The sequence below is a fragment of the Roseateles oligotrophus genome, assembly GCF_025717515.1.
GTDB lineage: Bacteria > Pseudomonadota > Gammaproteobacteria > Burkholderiales > Burkholderiaceae_C > Paucibacter_A > Paucibacter_A oligotrophus.
On the sequence record NZ_JAJIRN010000007.1, the window covers coordinates 381,415 to 397,197 of the forward strand.

General features: G+C 64.1%; 12 protein-coding genes. 5 read left to right on the plus strand and 7 right to left on the minus strand.

What is annotated here, in order from left to right:
• Positions 1-259: 259 nt before the first annotated feature.
• Positions 260-496 carry a hypothetical protein gene (locus LNV07_RS17225; protein WP_263572398.1) on the plus strand — a complete coding sequence of 79 codons (237 nt, stop codon included), beginning with the start codon at positions 260-262 and terminating at the stop codon, positions 494-496.
• Between the two features lie 34 nt (positions 497-530).
• Here the strand turns inward: LNV07_RS17225 and LNV07_RS17230 are convergent, their stop codons facing one another.
• The 3 genes from LNV07_RS17230 to LNV07_RS17240 all read right to left on the minus strand — a co-directional run bounded on the left by LNV07_RS17230 (position 531) and on the right by LNV07_RS17240 (position 5,584).
• The gene (locus tag LNV07_RS17230; RefSeq protein ID WP_263572399.1) at positions 531-3,494 is read right to left on the minus strand and encodes a DUF349 domain-containing protein; all 2,964 of its coding nucleotides are present in this window, start codon (positions 3,492-3,494) and stop codon (positions 531-533) included.
• 156 nt (positions 3,495-3,650) lie between these two features.
• A complete protein-coding gene (locus LNV07_RS17235; protein ID WP_263572400.1) occupies positions 3,651-4,862 on the minus strand; it encodes a hypothetical protein in 1,212 nt (403 codons plus the stop codon).
• A gap of 110 nt (positions 4,863-4,972) precedes the next feature.
• Positions 4,973-5,584, minus strand: a complete 612-nt coding sequence (locus LNV07_RS17240) for an ECF-type sigma factor (protein WP_263572401.1) — start codon at positions 5,582-5,584, stop codon at positions 4,973-4,975.
• Between the two features lie 88 nt (positions 5,585-5,672).
• Between LNV07_RS17240 and LNV07_RS17245 the strand changes: the two genes are divergently transcribed.
• Positions 5,673-8,411, plus strand: coding sequence for a serine/threonine-protein kinase (locus LNV07_RS17245; protein ID WP_263572402.1), 2,739 nt, complete (start codon positions 5,673-5,675; stop codon positions 8,409-8,411).
• Between the two features lie 38 nt (positions 8,412-8,449).
• Here the strand turns inward: LNV07_RS17245 and LNV07_RS17250 are convergent, their stop codons facing one another.
• Complete coding sequence (locus tag LNV07_RS17250; protein WP_263572403.1) at positions 8,450-9,172, minus strand: PEP-CTERM sorting domain-containing protein; 723 nt, start codon at positions 9,170-9,172, stop codon at positions 8,450-8,452.
• Between the two features lie 204 nt (positions 9,173-9,376).
• Here LNV07_RS17250 and LNV07_RS17255 point away from each other — a divergent pair, with 204 nt between their 5' ends.
• Entirely contained in the window at positions 9,377-10,195 is an 819-nt protein-coding gene (locus LNV07_RS17255; protein WP_263572404.1) for a hypothetical protein, read from the plus strand.
• On the plus strand, positions 10,192-12,483 hold the full coding sequence (locus LNV07_RS17260) for an ATP-dependent DNA helicase (protein ID WP_263572405.1): 2,292 nt from the start codon (positions 10,192-10,194) through the stop codon (positions 12,481-12,483). Before LNV07_RS17255 ends, LNV07_RS17260 begins: the two co-directional genes overlap by 4 nt.
• Positions 12,484-12,534: 51 nt before the next feature.
• On the opposite strand, the gene LNV07_RS17265 is transcribed toward LNV07_RS17260, so the two are convergent.
• Positions 12,535-12,810, minus strand: a complete 276-nt coding sequence (locus LNV07_RS17265; RefSeq protein ID WP_263572406.1) for a protease inhibitor I42 family protein — start codon at positions 12,808-12,810, stop codon at positions 12,535-12,537.
• 43 nt (positions 12,811-12,853) lie between these two features.
• Positions 12,854-14,545: a C1 family peptidase gene (locus LNV07_RS17270; protein ID WP_263572407.1), complete on the minus strand. Its 1,692-nt coding sequence runs from the start codon at positions 14,543-14,545 to the stop codon at positions 12,854-12,856.
• A 145-nt stretch (positions 14,546-14,690) separates the two neighbouring features.
• On the opposite strand from LNV07_RS17270, the gene LNV07_RS17275 reads away from it, so the two are divergent.
• Positions 14,691-14,993 carry a hypothetical protein gene (locus tag LNV07_RS17275; protein WP_263572408.1) on the plus strand — a complete coding sequence of 101 codons (303 nt, stop codon included), beginning with the start codon at positions 14,691-14,693 and terminating at the stop codon, positions 14,991-14,993.
• A 12-nt stretch (positions 14,994-15,005) separates the two neighbouring features.
• On the opposite strand, the gene LNV07_RS17280 is transcribed toward LNV07_RS17275, so the two are convergent.
• A complete protein-coding gene (locus tag LNV07_RS17280) occupies positions 15,006-15,719 on the minus strand; it encodes a TetR/AcrR family transcriptional regulator (protein ID WP_263572409.1) in 714 nt (237 codons plus the stop codon).
• Positions 15,720-15,783 lie beyond the last annotated feature (64 nt).

Genomic DNA, 15,783 nt, shown 5'->3' on the forward strand with positions numbered 1-15,783 from the left:
CCTGCGGAGGCGTTGCCGAAGTGAACAGGGTTCGATATTCAGGGACGGAATCGGCGCCAAACCCGGTTCGGCCCAGCCGATCGGCGTTTCATCTCCCTTTCGCCGCTCTTTTGTTTCTCTTTTGGCTCACCCGGGCGCTCCAACGTCAAAGATGGTCGGACTCAACACTCATGCCATCGCGGCTGCGGGCCTTGGCTTCAGAGTGATGACCGCGCCCCATCTGGGGTGGGCTTGGCTGAATTCAAAAGGGGAGCGCGCGGTGGCTGAGAAACGTCCGGCGTGGAAGCGCATGAGTCAAAACGAACTAGAGCGCGAGAGCGCGCTGGTGCGAGCCAAAGAGCGCGCGCTGCGCGAGCGGCTGCGGCGGCGCGAGCAGTTGTCGGGCGATCAGCAGGACCCGCTGCATCTGCGCAGGGTCGAGCAGTTGCGGCTGCAAGTTGAAGCGCTTGGGGGCGCTGCGCAGGCCTTGCGTCACCGCGCGCAGCCGCGCCGCTGAATTGAGCGACGGGCTGCGGCGATGCCGGGCCGACTCAGGCGCCGAAAGTGCCGGCCGGCGCCTTGGACAGCGCTGCGATGACCGCGTGAAGCCGCTGGGCTTGGGCAGGCGTGCAGTTGTTCGCTCGCAAGCCGGTGCTCAGCCAGGCAGCCTGTTGCAGTGCGCCCTGCTGGCTTGAGGCCCGACCTTCCAGCACGTCCTTCATCGTCTTGAGCTTCAATAAACGGCGGGCCGCCTGCATGGCCTCGGACGCCGGCATATCCAGCGCGGCCTCCAATTGCAAAAGCAAGTCGTCAAGATCGACCTTGGCCGGCGCGCGCTGCGTCAAGGCCAAGTCCCAACCGGCGGGCAGAGCGGGAAGGGCGGCCCAGCGGGTGGCGAAATCAAGCTCGTCGGCACCATCTGAACCGTCGGGCTGCTGGCCTTCTTTGGACTCGCACAGCCGCAGCTTGGCGGACAGCGCCTCGCACTGAGCCTGCCAAATCAATTGACCGCGGCCGTCGAGAATTTGCATTGCGGCGGCGTGGGCGGCTTGCAAGCGCGCGTCCAAGGCGTTTGCCACGGCGCGCGGCAACTCGGCACCTTGGCGCCAAGCTCGGTCCACCTCGGCCAGCGTGCGTCGAATTTCGGCGTCAGGCGTTTCGACCGTCAAGGCGATCAGGCGTTGCAAGCTGGCTTCGTACTCGGCCAGGCTGCTCGCCTGCGCTTCTTCACGGGCATCAAAGGCGGCCGAGCGCTGCGCGAAGACCGCATCGGTGGCGGCCTTGAAGCGGCTCCACAAGTCGTTCTCGGTCGGGCGAGCCAGTGCCAGGCTGCGGGCTTGCTCCTGCCACTCGGCTTGCAAGTCACGCACCCTTTGCGTTACGTCGCGCAGCTGCGGGTTCTGCTGCAGCTCTTGCAGCAAGGCCTCGGCGCGCTTGATCAACAGCTCGCGCTGTGCCTCGGCGGCACGGCGGGCTTGCTGCAAGGGCAATTCGATGCGGTCCAGGCTGGCGCGCTGGCGCTGCAGCAGGGCTTCGCGATTGGCCATCGGTACGGTGTGCTCGACCGGCCCCAGCTGGCGCCAGGCCAGTTGAAAGGCGGACAGGGCGCGCAGGCATTCCTTCCATTGCGCGCTGGCGGCTTCGCCGGCGGCGTCGGCGCTGGCCTCGGGCAAGGCGTCGAGCTGGTCCAAGAGCAGCTCGCGGCTGGCCAAGTTCGCTTCGCGGGCGATCTTGAGCTCGGCCAATTGCGCCGCCACCGGCTGGTTGGCGATTTGCAAGGCAGCGTCAAAGCGCTGCCATAGCGCCTGGCCCGCGCCGGCACTCAGGCGATCAACTTCCTTCCAGCGTTTGCGCAAGGCCTGGATGGCCTCACGCTGAGCCTTCAGATTGAGCTTGGCTGGCTTGACGGGTGCGCTTGGAGCTACAGCTTCGCCGTCGGCTGTGGCTTCGGCCACTGTGTCGTCGGCGGGCTCAGCGGCCACATTGGGCTGTGCCTCGGCCGGCGCGGCAGCGGCCTGAGCGGCGGCGGTGGCTTCGGCAAGGCTTTCGGCCTCGGCCACCAAGGCGTCGAGTGCGCGTGCGCCGCCCCATTGCTCCCAGTCCCGCAGGCGATTGCGTTCGGCCAGCAAGGGCAGGTGGCGCTCGCGCAGAGCCTCCGCCAGCGAGGCGGGATCGACGCCCTGCAGCAGGTCATCAATTTGCAGCAGCTTTTGCTGCATATCGCTCAAGAGCCCGGCCGCTTGATCGGCCTCGGCCTGCTCCAGAATGGTTTGGAATTGCGCGGTTTGCTCGGGGCTGGCGCTGCTCAGGCTGGGCCGCTTGTTGCGTGCTTCGGCGCTGCGCTTGGGCTTCGGCGAGGCCTCGGTTTGAGCGGCCGGCTGATCATCCAGCTGAGCCGGCGCGTGGGCGCGCAGCCATTGCTCGAAGCGCTGATTCAACAGGCGAGACAGGCTGGCGTCCGCCACGGGTTCCATCAACTGCCACTGCTGTTTGATGGACGGGGTGCTTGGCGCTGTTGGCGCTGTTGCCTCAGGCGAGCCGGCTTCTGGGTCGACGTCGAGTTTGGTTTCGGCTGCCGGTGCGGCATCGGCCGAGTCCAGCGCTGCGAGCCAAGTCAAACGTGCCTCGGTTTGCTGGAGCGCTTGCAAGGCCTCGCCGACGTTTCCGACCAAAGCGATATGAGCGGCGCTGCCGGCCGCCGCGCTAAGGTCCGGGCAGCGCTGTTGCAATTGCTGCAGGCCTTGGGCTTGTGCGCTCAAGTCATCCTTGAGGCCCGCAGCGGCCGCTTGCTCGGCGGCTTCCGCCCAAGTGTTGAGTGATTGGGTGGCGTCGGCGGTCCAGCGTTGCAGCGCTTGCTCGAGTTCGCTGCGCTGGCGCAAATTGCTGTTCAAGGCCCCGCTCAGGCCTCGGAACTGCTCAATCTGAGCCGGTTCCAAGAGTTCGGGATCGAGTGCTTGCCAGTCGCGGTCCAGGCTGACCAAAACGTTGATGGCCAAATGCGGCTCGGCGCTCAGCGCGGTGGCGCTGGCAATCAAGGTTTGCGCTTGCGCGCGGGCCTCGCGCCTGGCAACGGCGGCTTCGAGGCGCGTCTTGGCGACCCGGTGCACGCGTCGGTCATGGCTGCGGAATTCGCGCTCGGCCTGCTTCAGGGCGGCTTCGCCGGTGAGAGCTTCTACGGCGGCGAGTTTGATGTCCAGCAAAGGGGCAGTTTGAGCCAGGGTCAGCAAGGCGGCGTCGTCGCCCATGGCGGCTTGCAGGCGGGGCGCCCAGTCGGCCTTGGCGGCTTTTACGGCCTCCAATTTCTGGCTCTTTTGCGCGGCTTTTTGCTCCACTGCGCGTTCGGCCTGGGCCGCCTGGGCCTGTGCGTTCGCTGTCTGCTTGCCCTTTGACTTGGCGGCAGACGGGGTGGCCGTGGCGTCGGCGGATTTGCGCCCGAATTTCTTGAAGATCCAGCTCAGCATGTGGTCGCGGCGGTAGCCGCCGGTCAGTTTTGGGGTGTGTTGTTGGACGCGCATCGCGCGCGTCGCCGCCCGGAGTGTAGGCGGACGGCCGTTTAGCACCCCTCTGACGCGGTTTTCGACCGAAGCGCGCCTTGCCTCGGGCGGCGCCGGCATGGGACGAGGCCGGTTCGCTGGGCTGACCCTCCCAGCTTGAGACCAGGCCTGCCGGGCCTACTGCTTGACCAGACTCAGCATGTCGCGCTGCGCCAGCTTGACCAGCCCCAAGACCTCCGCATGGTAGGCCGTGGGGTCGGCGATGGCGCTGGTGAATACAAACTGCACGTCGGCTCCGGTGCCGCCCAGCGTGGTGCCGAGCAGCGCGCCCATCAGGCCGCGCTCCTTCTGAGCGGGCGCCTCGACGTAGAAGGACTCCGTACCGCCCAGCAGTGACTCCGCCAGCGTGACGACGACATCGCCGTCTTTGGCCGGACTGGCGCTTTTGCCGAAATTGGCCGTGTAGCCGCCGGGGGCGGACTCCCCCTTGGGCGAGGCCGCCGCCGTGCGGAAGGCAATGCGCGACTGCCCAGCCAGCAGGCCGACCTGGGCATAGGCGTTGGCCTTGTAGGTCGAGATGATCTTGTCGGCTTCTTTGTCGCGCTGCTCGCGGCTCTTGTACTGCGGGCCCACGGTGTAGGCAATTTGCCGCTCGCCGGGTTGGTAGCTTTGCGTGGTCGCGGCCTTGGTCGAGCCGAGTGTGATCACGTAGCTGGCCTTGACGATATGGGCATTCAATTCCTTGGCCAGCGCCACCTCCAGGCCCGGCAATTCATAGATTTCTCCGGTGCGGGTATTGGAGGGGCCGCCCTCGGTGGAACTCTTTTGTCCCCAGCCCGAAACCCAGTCCTTGATCAGCGTTTTCAACTGGACGCTGAACTTGCCCGTCTCGGCGTTGTAAGGCAGGTAGGGCTTCAAGCCACTGGCGCCGACGAGCATCACGTCGCCGTCCATATTGGCGAACTTTGAGTAGTTGGAGATGCCCGCCAGCGCCGTTATTTTCTGATAGCCGGGGCTGGCCAGCACGGTGGCCTCGGGCAAGACCTCATAGCCATTGGCCTGCAGGTCATCGCGCAGCTGCTGGTAGATGTCATCGCTAATTGCGGCCAGCAGTTTGAGGTCGAAGACCGGCATTTGCAAGGTGGCGGAGGTGTCGGTCTTGTTGGCGAAGAGGCCGCTGGTGTTGGTCTTCTCGCCGCCTGTCGACGCTTGAAAGGACAGCAGCACATTGGTGATGGCCACCCGTTTGTTGCCGGCGAGCCGCGCCGCGTTGCTGTCGGTCAGCTCGACCTTGGCTTGTGGGGCGGGAGCTTGCGCGCCGGCCCATGTGCAAACCAAAAGAGCAGCGACAGAAAGCGCTGTTTTGAAGACAAGGGTTGAGGCAGGCATAGAGGCTCCGTGGGTTCAGGTGAAACTGGAGCGGCGTATTTGCTACCCCATACCCAACTACGCAACAAACTCGGTCCAAACGGCTCATTCACCTCTTTATTCAGCCAGCCTCAGCGCTGCGCCAACTCCCGGTGCAACCAGGCCCGGGCCATGGTCCAGTCACGTTTCACGGTTGCCGCTGAGATGGCCAGCAAGTCGGCGATCTCGTCAATCTCCAGCCCGCCAAAAAACTTCAGCTCGACCACCTTGGCGGCGCGGGCATCGATCAGCTCGAAGGCCAGCAAGGCCTCGTGCACCTGCACCACCTCGCTGTTGATGCTCTGGCCGATTTCCTCGGCCTCGGTCAAGTTCAGGGACACCAACTCGGCCTCGCGTTTGGCTGCTTGTTTGGCGATCGCATGGTTGACCAGAATGCGCCGCATCATCAGCGCGGCCACGCCCATGAAGTGGGCTCGGCTTTGCCAATCGGTGCGGGTCTGCTCCTTGAGGCGAAACCAGGCCTCATGGGTGAGTGCGGTGGCGCTGAGCGTGTGGCCGGCCGACTCCTTGCGCATCTGCGCGGACGCGGCGCGCTTGAGTTCGCCGTAGAGTGCGGTGAATACCTGGTTGACGGCCTGTGCCGAGTTCGCCGGGCTTGCCGCATGTTCCGAGCTTGCCGACGCGCCGCCGTCCAGCTGTTGCAACCACAGCGTCAAATCAGCGCAGGCGGGGTTTGTTTCCATTGGGTCGATTGTGTGGCCGACCGGGCTTTCCCGAACAGAGGGCTTGTGCGGATGGGGTCGGCGCGTAGACCGCCGCACAATCGCGCTCATGCCCTCTTCAGCGCCCTCTTCAGCCCCTTCTTCGAAGCCTGTCTCCAGCGCCTGGCCTGCCATCAAGGCCTTGTTCGAACGGGCGCTTGAGCAGCCGCAGGCGCAGCGCGAGGCCTGGGTACGCGATCAGGCCGCGAGCGACGCCGACGCCTCGCTGAGAGACGAGGTCTTGTCGCTATTGGCGCATCACCGCGATGCGACCGGCGGGTCGGAGTTTTTGGCCGAGTCGGCCGCGCAGAGCCTGGCCGGCGGCGCTGCGCAGAGCCTGGCCGGCGGCGCTGCGCAGAGCCTGGCAGACGGCGCTGCGCGCCGGGGCCAAAGGCTGGGTGCTTGGGAGGTCGTGCGGCCCTTGGGCGCCGGTGGCATGGGCGAGGTGTTCGAAGCACGCCGCGCCGACGGCCAATACCAGGGTCGGGCGGCGATCAAACTGCTCAAACGCGGCATGGATTCGGTGGCGGTCTTGCAGCGTTTTGCACAAGAGCGCCAAGCGCTGGCGCGCCTGCAGCATCCGCATATTGCCGGCCTACTGGACGCCGGCCTGAGCGCCGACGGCCTGCCGTTTTTTGTGATGGAGTATGTCGACGGGCAGCCGCTCGACCTCGCCGCAGCCAAGCTCCCGGTCGAAGCCCGCCTGGCCTTGTTCTTGCAGCTGACAGACGCGGTCGAGCATGCGCACCGGGCGCTGCTGGTACACCGCGATCTCAAGCCCGGCAATGTGCTGGTGACGCCCGAGGGTCAGGTCAAGCTCTTGGACTTTGGCATCGCCAAGGCGCTTGATCCGCTCGAAGGTAGTGGTGGCGTCGGCGACGACACGACGGTCGGCTCGGCGCGCCCCTTCACACCCAACTACGCCAGCCCCGAGCAGGTGCGCGGCGAGCCCGTCACCACCTCAACCGACATCTATTCGCTCGGCGTCTTGCTCTATCAATTGCTGACCGGCGTGCGCCCGACCGGCCGGCGCGCCACCACGCCGGCCGAGGCCGCCCGCAGTGTCTTGGACGAGACGCCCACCCGGCCCAGCGGACTCAGCGAGGATCTGGGCTTGGGCCCGGATTGGCCGAGCACCCGCAAGCGCTTGAGCGGCGATTTGGACAATATTCTGCTGAAGGCACTGGAGAAAACGCCGGCCCGCCGCTACGCCTCGGTCGAGGCCTTTGGCGCCGATCTGCGCGCTCATTTGGCCGGTTATCCGGTCTCGGCCCATGCCCCCAGCCGGGGCTATCTGCTGGGCAAATTCGTGCGCCGCAATCGCCTGCCGGTGGGCTTGGGTCTGCTGGCGGTATTGGCGCTGCTGGGCGGCGCCGCCGCAGCCACCTGGCAGGCGCACGAGGCGGCGCGCGCGCGCGATGAGGCGCAGGCCCATCTGGCGCGCATCCGCAACATCACCCGCGAGGTGGTGCTGCGCCACGGCGACGCCATCACCCATTTGCCGGGAGGCCTGAAGGTCAAAGAGAGCTTGCTGAAAGACCTGCTCAAGCACCTCGAGCAACTCGCCGCGGAAGGCGGGCAGGACAGCAGCGGGCAGGGCAGCGCCTGGCAAGCCGATATTGCGACCGTCTATGCCCGTCTGGCCGATATCGAAGCCGATGACAACGGTGCCTCCTTGAACAAGGGCGCGGAAGCGCGCGAATTTGCCGATCGAGCCGTGAGCCTGGCCGAGCGGGTCTGGCTGCAGCAGCGCGGCGATGCCGATTTCGTCGGCCTGTATGTGCAGGCGTTGCAGGTGCAAGCACTCGGCCTGCGGGCGGCCAAGAAGCCGGCCGAGGCTGTGCAGCTGATGGAAAAAGCGCTGGCGCGGCTCGACGAGGCCGACGCCGCCGTGCCGGCGGACAAACGCCGGGCGCTGCAGTTGACGCGGGCGGCGGCGCTGCTGCGCATGGGTTTGTTCTACGACAACCAGACCAACGCCAGCCTGAACAAGCCCGAACTTGGCCTGCAATGGTTGGCCAAGGGTGAGGCCTTGTTGGACCAGTTGGGCCAAGCGGCAAAAGAGCCGCAGTGGCACGAGATCAGCGCCTCCTTGTACGGCGCTCGTGCGCTGACGTTGGCGCGTGTCAACAAGCTCGCCGAGGCGCGCGTGCAGGCCGAGGCTGCCGTCGCATCGCGCCAGGCCGCGGCCGCGCTGGCGCCCAACAACACGGCGGTGATAGACGGCGTTGTCAGCGAGGCGGCCAATCTGGGTGTGATCCTGTTGCGCCAGCCCGATGTGGCGGCCGCGCTGCTGGCGACCCAACTCTCCTGGACGCAATGCGAGCGCCTGGTGCGCGAGGCCGGGCCGGGCAATAAATGGGAAGCCGACTTGCCCCGCGTGGCCCTGCATCATGGCCGGGCCTTGGTCGAAAACCAGCGCTACGCCGAGGCGCTGCCGGTCGTCAAGCTGGCGCTGGACGGACTCGCGGCGCGGGCCGCCAAGCAGCCCAGCCCCTATCTGGCGCGCTTGCAGGCTTGGCAAAACCTCTATCTGGCGCGGGCCTTGCACGGCAGCGGCCAAGCGGCGCCGGCCTTGGCCCTGTTGCACCAATCGGTCACCGTGTTGATGCCAATGGCCGAGGCCGAAAAGGCGCGCGACGCCTTGCTCAACCTCGGCGAGGGTCAGGCCTTGCTGGCGCAATGGGAGCCCGCGCAGCGCACGCAATGGCAGGCGCAAGCCAAGCGCAGTTACCAGCGCGCCCATGCGATCACTGCCCTGGCCGGCGACCATGCCCAACGCTATCAGGCCTTGGGTGGTGTTTTGTAAGCGCTGCCGTTTTTGGCCGCGCCTGCGCTTGAGGTTCTTTAACGGGCTTGTCCGCTTTTGCACCTGACTTTTTGCCCATTCGTAGCGCCAATCATGCCGATGCCCGCCAAGACCAGCAACAAGCTGGTCGGTTCTGGGATGTTGTTGCCGCCGCCGCTTGCCCCTGAAGTAACACGCCAGCTGCCGGCACCGCGCATGTTTGAAAAGCCTTCGGACAGGCTGGCGTACAGCGGCTCGCTGTGTATGCCGGTCGAGTATTGGCGCAGGTAGTTGCTGGCGAGAAGCTGCTGGTCGTAACCATCGAAAGCTTCCGTCAATGTCGATGTATAGGGTTCCAGGGTCGGGATCACGACGGCCCCATCGAGGTAAAAGCGCGCCATCGTCACCTCGCCGCTATTGCCGGTGCTGAGCGCGAGGCCGGTCAAATGGCCGCCCAGGGCCGAACCGGTATTCATGAAGGCGCTGCCGCCGTGATATTTCCAAGACAGGACGTCCGGCAGCAGATTGGCGTTGCAGCCCACATGCACCGGCCCGGCCCCGCAGCCCGCGTTGATCAAGGGGCCGGCGACGGTGAATTCAAATTCGATGCCCGAGCCGTCCAGGCCGCCGTAATGAGCCCAGTTGGCCGAGCCCCAGCTATTCGCCCAGTAGGTGATGGGCGCCTTGTAGGTGTAGGTGACCGAGGCCTGTGCGGGCATCAGGGTGACAAATGTGAGGGCCATTGCGCCGAGCAATTGGGCACCGTTTGTTAGCATTTTCATGGTCAGGGTCACTTTCAAAAGTCGTTGGCAGGTTTTGAGAGTGCAGGCCAGTCGCGCTGGCGCCATCTTTGCGAAGCTCTCTATGCCTTACGACGATGTTCCGACCTAAAAAGCTCATGCCCCAATAGAAATATTTGTGCCCAGAGGCAGAGGGGGCGAACGGAGCGCCGCGCGTTCATCGCGTCACTGTAAACTTATACAGTGATGACACCTTCCGCCCAAGGCCCAAGCCCGACCCGCCAGCAATTGACGCGCCTGATGAGAATCTGGTCATCCGGCACCTGGCCTTGCCATGATGGTCTGGAGCTGGATCTGGTGGCGGCGGCTTGGGTGGCGCTGGAGTTGTCGGCCGAAGGGCGCCAGACCTTGCGGCTGACGCAGGCCGGTATTCGCTGTGTGGCCGAGGCGCGGCGGCGCAATCAACGCGTATTGAGCGCACATGATGCCTTGGCCACAAGGATGGCGCGCGAGCTACTGCTTGGCGGACGCATCGTCTGGCGCGAGTTGTCGCTGCGGGCGCAGGCACAAGCTGGTTTGGCCGAAGAGGATCAGGCGCCCACCGAAGCCGGAGCCGAGTTTTTGCTTGAACCTTTGGCCGAACAGGCCAAGCCGAAACCGGGGTGGCGGGTCGCGCGGCCGGATCTTTTTTCGGTCCGCAACACCTCGGTGGAGGACTATTTGCAGCCGGTCGTGCATGAGGTCAAGGTCAGCCGAGCCGACCTGCTGTCGGACCTGCGCCATGTGGCCAAGCGCGAGTCCTACCAATGGCTGTGCAACGAGTGCTATTACGTGTTTCCGGTCGGCGTGGCCGAGGCGGCGGAAATTCCCGAAGCCTTCGGCATTTGGCTGCTGCACGGTGGCGTCGAGGCGGGGCGTGTGGAGTTGCTGAGGCCGGCAAGGCATAAGCCCTGCAAGCTGCCATTTGACGTCTGGCTGGCCTTGGCCAAGGCGACACCGCTGCGGCTCGATGAGGATTCGGCGCAAACCCATTTGGGCAGGGCCGACGGGGACGGCGAACTTTGAAACCCTATTCGGTGGCGGTACGGGCGCTGTGCGAGTTCACCGCCAAGCAGGGCGATCTCGACCTGCGCTTCACCCCGGCCCCGAGCGCGCAAGAAGGCATCGCTGGACACGCCTTGGTGGCGGCGCGGCGGCCGGCACATTACCAGGCCGAACTGGCCTTGAGTGCTGAGTTTCAAGGTTTGTTGGTGCGTGGACGCGCCGATGGGTTTGATGCCCTTCTGGGCCGGCTTGAGGAGGTCAAGACCTTCAAGGGGCGGGTCGAGCAAATTCCTGAAAATCACCGGTTGCTGCATTGGGCACAGCTGAAGGTCTACGGCGCGATGCTGTGCCAGGCGCAGGGTTTGGCCGAGCTCGAGTTGGCCTTGGTCTATTTCAATATCGGCTCGCAGCAGGAAACCATGTTGATCGAGCGCCACGCGGCCGTCGATTTGCAGGCGTATTTTGAGCTGCTGTGCGGGCGTTTTTTGGTTTGGGCCGAGCAGGAGTTGGCACATCGCGGCGCGCGCGACTCGGCCTTGTCGGCGCTGGCTTTTCCGCATGGGAGCTTTCGCCCCGGCCAGCGTGATCTGGCGGCGGGCGTCTACCGCGCGGCGCAGACCGGCCGCTGCTTGATGGCGCAGGCGCCGACCGGCATCGGCAAGACGGTCGGCACGATCTTCCCCTTGTTGAAGGCCTGCCCGACCCAGCAGTTGGACAAAATCTACTTTCTGGCCGCCAAGACGGCGGGTCGCGGCTTGGCCTTGGAGGCCTTGAGTCTGCTTAAAAATAGCGTTATGGCGCTGCCCTTGCGGGTGCTGGAACTGGTGGCGCGCGACAAGGCCTGCGAGCACCCGGACAAGGCCTGCCATGGTGAGTCTTGCCCGCTCGCCAGGGGTTTCTATGATCGCTTGGCGGCGGCGCGTGCGGCGGCGGTGAGCGCCTCAATCGGCAAGCTGCTCGACCGAGCGACGCTGCGTGAGCTGGCCTTGGCGCATGAGATCTGCCCCTATTACCTGAGTCAGGAACTGGTGCGCTGGAGCGATGTGGTGGTGGGCGACTACAACTACTATTTTGACGTCAGTGCGCTGCTGCACGGCCTGATGCAGGCCAATCAATGGCGGGTGGCGGTCTTGGTCGACGAGGCACATAACCTGGTCGAACGCGGGCGCAAGATGTACTCGGCCGACTTGGACCAGGCGAGCTTGCGGGCCGCAAGGCTGAACGCGCCGGCCGGCCTGAAGAAGCCGCTCGATCGCCTGCATCGGCAGTGGAATGAAATGAACAAGGAGCAGGCCGAGGACTATCATGTCTTGGGCGGCTTGCCGCTCAAGTTCTTGGCGGCGGTGCAGTTGTTGAATGCGGCCATCTCTGAACACCTTGCGGACCATCCGACCGAAGTCAATGCCACGCTGCAAACCTTCTACTTCGAGGCCTTGCATTTCGTGCGCATGGCCGAGTTGTTCGGCACGCATTCGTTATGTGATCTGAGCCAGTCCAGCAAGGCTTCGGCCAGCTTGGCGCGCGCCAACTCGGTGCTGTGCTTGCGCAATGTGTTACCGGCACCGTTTCTTGGGCCAAGGTTTGCCGCCTCGCGCACCACCGTGCTGTTTTCGGCCACGCTGCAGCCGATGCAGTATTTCTCCGACATCCTGGGCCTGCCGCCCGACACGGCCCGGCTGGAGGTGGCGGCGCCTTTTGCGGCCGAGCAATTGCGGGTGTCGGTGGCCGGCCAAATCTCGACCCGCTATCAGCAGCGCCGCGCGTCGCTGCCGGCCATCGTGGACCTGATGGCGCGCCAGTTTGAGGCCCAGCCCGGCAACTATCTGGCCTTCTTCAGCAGCCATGATTATTTGCAAGAGGCGGCGGCCTTGTTTGAGGCCCAATGCCCCGAGATCACGGTCTGGAAGCAGGCCCGGCGCATGGCGGAGCAAGAGCAGCAGGCCTTTCTGGACCGCCTGACGCCGGACAGCCAGGGCATTGGATTTGTCGTGCTGGGGGGCTCGTTTGGCGAGGCGGTGGACCTGCCCGGCAAGCGCTTGATCGGCGCCTTCATCGCCACGCTGGGGCTGCCGCAAGTGAATGCCGTCAATCAGCAGATCAAACTGCGCCTGGATCAGTTGATGGGCGGTGCCGGCTATGACTACACCTATCTCTATCCGGGCCTGCAAAAGGTCGTGCAGGCGGCCGGCCGGGTTATACGCAGCAGCAGCGATTGCGGTGTCTTGCACTTGATGGATGACCGCTACGGCCGGCGCGAGGTGCAGGCCTTGCTGCCGAGTTGGTGGTGCTTGAGTCACTGCCAGCAATGAAAATCGCCAGTCGGTTCACGTACCGAACTGGCGATTGAAGGGACTCTTGCTTCAGACGGCGTTAACTTCGATGACCCGGCTGTCTATGGCTTGCGCCTCCCAGCGCCGCTTGCGCACAAAGTGCAATAGATGGTGACCAGGGCTTTGTGCTTGCAGCTCGAAGACCTGAGTACCACCGTCGCCGACGGTCGCAGCGGCCGGTTGACGAAAACTTGTTCCGATCAGCGCTATATGTTCGTGAGGTTCAAGCAACTCCCATGTATAGCCGGTGCTGGCGCCTGAGCCCAACTCGACTTCGAAGCTCACTCCTGGTGCGACGGTCAGCATTTGTCTCTCCTTTCAAACGGCTGGCCGCCGGATGGTCTAGCCTTCACACATACCATTTGTGATGCATCGCCGAGTCTGTACCCTCGACGAAACAGTCCAGGCGGCCGGGCGCCCAAGAACTGACACCCACGCCTGAGCTGAGTACGCCGCCCAGATCCTCTTCGCCGCTCCAGCTCTGACCATCCCACCACTTATGCATCATGTGGAAGGTGGCACCTGGGTAGAACACGTCGATGCGGTTTGGCCCCCAAGACTCAGCACCCGGCTCGCCGCCCACATAGCCTCCGAGGCTTTCCCAGCCGCTCCAGGCTGCGCCGCTCCACCACTTGTGATAAAGCTTGCTGTCGGTGCCTTTGACGAAGCAGTCGAGCCGGTTGGCGCTCCAGGATGAAACGGCAGGGCCGGACGCTAGTGCGCCGCCCAAGCCTTCCCAGCCACCCCAGTGGGCGCCGTCCCACCACATGTGATACATCGCGGAGTCCATACCACGGGCAAACACATCGATGCGGTTCGGCCCCCAGGACACCGCGCAAGGGTCGGACGAGAACTGGCCGCCCAAACTCTCCCAGGCGCTCCAGCCGCCCTGGAACCACTTGTGATACATCCGGTGGTCTGTGCCGACGGCAAAAATGTCCAGCCGCCCGGGGCTCCAGGAGCAAATGGCCGGCGCACTTTGAATGCTGCCGCCCAGGCTTTCCCAGCCCTGCCAATTGCTGCCGTCCCACCAGCGGTGGTGTGTGGCCGAGTCGGTGCCGCGTGCGACCACGTCGATGCGATTCACAGCCCATGAGGTGGCGCTTGGTTTTGATGTTATGACGCCGCCCAAACTTTCATAGCCATGCCAACCTGCGGCCGGTTGCGGCAGTACGACGCCTTGTGCGGTGGCAAAGGGATAGGCGTCGAATTTGCATTCTCCGTAACCGATTTTGAAGAAGCCGGCATTGCCGAAGGTGGTGTCCCAGGAGTTCTTGCAGATCCAGCATTGCTCGGCTTCGGAGTAGCCGATCACCTGCACACAGTGCCCGCCGACATAGGCTCCCGATACATGGTGATAGACGCCGCTGCCATAGGAGAAGAAGTCGTCGTAGACATCGAAGGAGGCGGAGCAGGGGCCCACATTGCTGAGGTAGTTCTTGCGGTCCACGATGCTGCTGAGTAAACCGTGCGAGCCGACTTTGACGGCTGAAGCGGCGCGATTCGGGATATTGCCGCAGTGGGGAATCCAGTAGTGTGGAGCGGCCGCCGTGCTTTGGGGTGGATTCTCGAAGGCCGCCATATAGGGGAACAGATTGTCCGGCACGACGCCGCGCACCTTGATCTGCTCAAGGCAGTCGTTAGCATTCCAGCCCCCGCAAGTCGCACCGTGAGACGAGCAGAAATGAGCGTCGGCCTCGGATAGATTGAGAAGCTGCCCTTTTTCGATCGATGCCATCGATTCGATCAAGGCGGTGCAGCAGAAGGAGACGCAGGAGCCGCAGTTCTTCTGGTCTTTGACCGAGGTGACGTGATTGCCGTTGCGATTGCGCCAATCGACCGCCGGGGCAAAGGCCGGCGGGGCCTTGCTTTGCGGCAGAGGCGATGCGGCGGCTTCGATATCTTCCTTGGTGAAGATGACGCCAAGCAGGGCCTTTTTTTGGTCGTCATTGAGCAATGACTGCGGGGTTTGTCTTGGCGTCCAGCGCGCCTTGGCCTGAGTCAGGCTTTTAGACAGGGCATTGATGTCGAGTGTTGGCATTTGAAGACTCCCGATGTTGAACAAGACCGATAAGTCGCGCCGCTCGGAGCGAGCGAGGCGACACTTGGCTGTTTCACACTAGGCGGTTTTTTGCATGATTTAAATACCTGCCCCCTAGCTTGTCGGATCGACTTTGGAGTTCAGGATGACCAAGAACAGCCCGCTTTACTTTTGGCTATGCGGCCACAGGATTGTTTGTTTTTTGATGCTGACGATCAGCTTTGTCAGCTTCGGCGCGCTGTCCTTGGACTTGATCCGGCTGCTTTCTGCCAATGCCGGTTTCTTGTTCGCCAACGGTTGGGCGGGCTTGGTCGACGGGGGGCTTCGACAGTTGATCGAGTTGTCGGCCAGTGCCTTGGCGGCGATGGCCTGCTATGTGCTTTTCAAGTTATGCGAGCACGCCTTGGTGCACCGACTTGCACATGCTCAGTTCGAGGCCCGTCGCTGAGTCACGAGCCGTTCAAAGCCTTGTCAGCGCGCTGTTCAGTTCGTCACGCAAACGGCGCAGGCCCAACAATTCTTGCTCGGGGGCCTGCAGGGCAGGCCACAGGAGCGCGACCAAGTCGCGGGCACTGGCGTCGATATCAATTTGGCGGCCGGCAATGATGACTTCCCACAAAATATGTTCCATGGGGCCGAACACCAGCGAGCGCAGCAGCCGCAGTGGAATGTCGCTGCGCACCTCGCCGCTGGCCTGGCCGCGTGCCAGCAAGTCCATCAAAGGCGCGGTGTAACGGCGTTGCAACTCGACAAAGGCATTGCCAAACTCTTGGCCCGAGTTGTCTTGCTTTTTTCGCCCTTCAGACAGCACCAGGGCGCACAGACCGGTGCCCTGAATCAGGAACAGGCGCAGATGCGTGTGCACCATGAATTCAAGCTGCTCGCGCACCGGCGCCTTGCGCGGCAGGCCGGTTTCTATCGCCGCGATGATCTCGTCATACCAGTCGCTGATCACCCGCATGCACAGCTCGCGCTTGCCGCGAAAGTAGGTGAAGACGGTGGCCTCGGAGATGCCAAGGCGCTGAGCGATCTCGGTCGTGGTGGCGCGCTCAAAGCCGCGCTCAGAAAATACCTCACGGCCGACCCGCAGGATGTCGCGCACGCGCTGCTCGGCCTTGGCGCCGGTAGGCGAGCGGCGTTGGGTTGGAGCGATTTGGGTGGGCGGCGTGGTCACGGAGACTATTCTGCGCAAAAATTGAGTAAAGCTCAAGTCCTGCTTGCGTCAAGCGCCGCTCTGG

Bases quoted from the DNA above. Each gene is read 5' to 3' on its own strand.
- LNV07_RS17230 (WP_263572399.1), bottom strand. From the start codon at position 3,494: ATGCGCGTCCAACAACACACCCCAAAACTGACCGGCGGCTACCGCCGC.
- LNV07_RS17235 (WP_263572400.1), bottom strand. From the start codon at position 4,862: ATGCCTGCCTCAACCCTTGTCTTCAAAACAGCGCTTTCTGTCGCTGCT.
- LNV07_RS17240 (WP_263572401.1), bottom strand. From the start codon at position 5,584: ATGGAAACAAACCCCGCCTGCGCTGATTTGACGCTGTGGTTGCAACAG.
- LNV07_RS17245 (WP_263572402.1), top strand. From the start codon at position 5,673: ATGCCCTCTTCAGCGCCCTCTTCAGCCCCTTCTTCGAAGCCTGTCTCC.
- LNV07_RS17250 (WP_263572403.1), bottom strand. From the start codon at position 9,172: ATGAAAATGCTAACAAACGGTGCCCAATTGCTCGGCGCAATGGCCCTC.
- LNV07_RS17255 (WP_263572404.1), top strand. From the start codon at position 9,377: ATGACACCTTCCGCCCAAGGCCCAAGCCCGACCCGCCAGCAATTGACG.
- LNV07_RS17265 (WP_263572406.1), bottom strand. From the start codon at position 12,810: ATGCTGACCGTCGCACCAGGAGTGAGCTTCGAAGTCGAGTTGGGCTCA.
- LNV07_RS17270 (WP_263572407.1), bottom strand. From the start codon at position 14,545: ATGCCAACACTCGACATCAATGCCCTGTCTAAAAGCCTGACTCAGGCC.
- LNV07_RS17275 (WP_263572408.1), top strand. From the start codon at position 14,691: ATGACCAAGAACAGCCCGCTTTACTTTTGGCTATGCGGCCACAGGATT.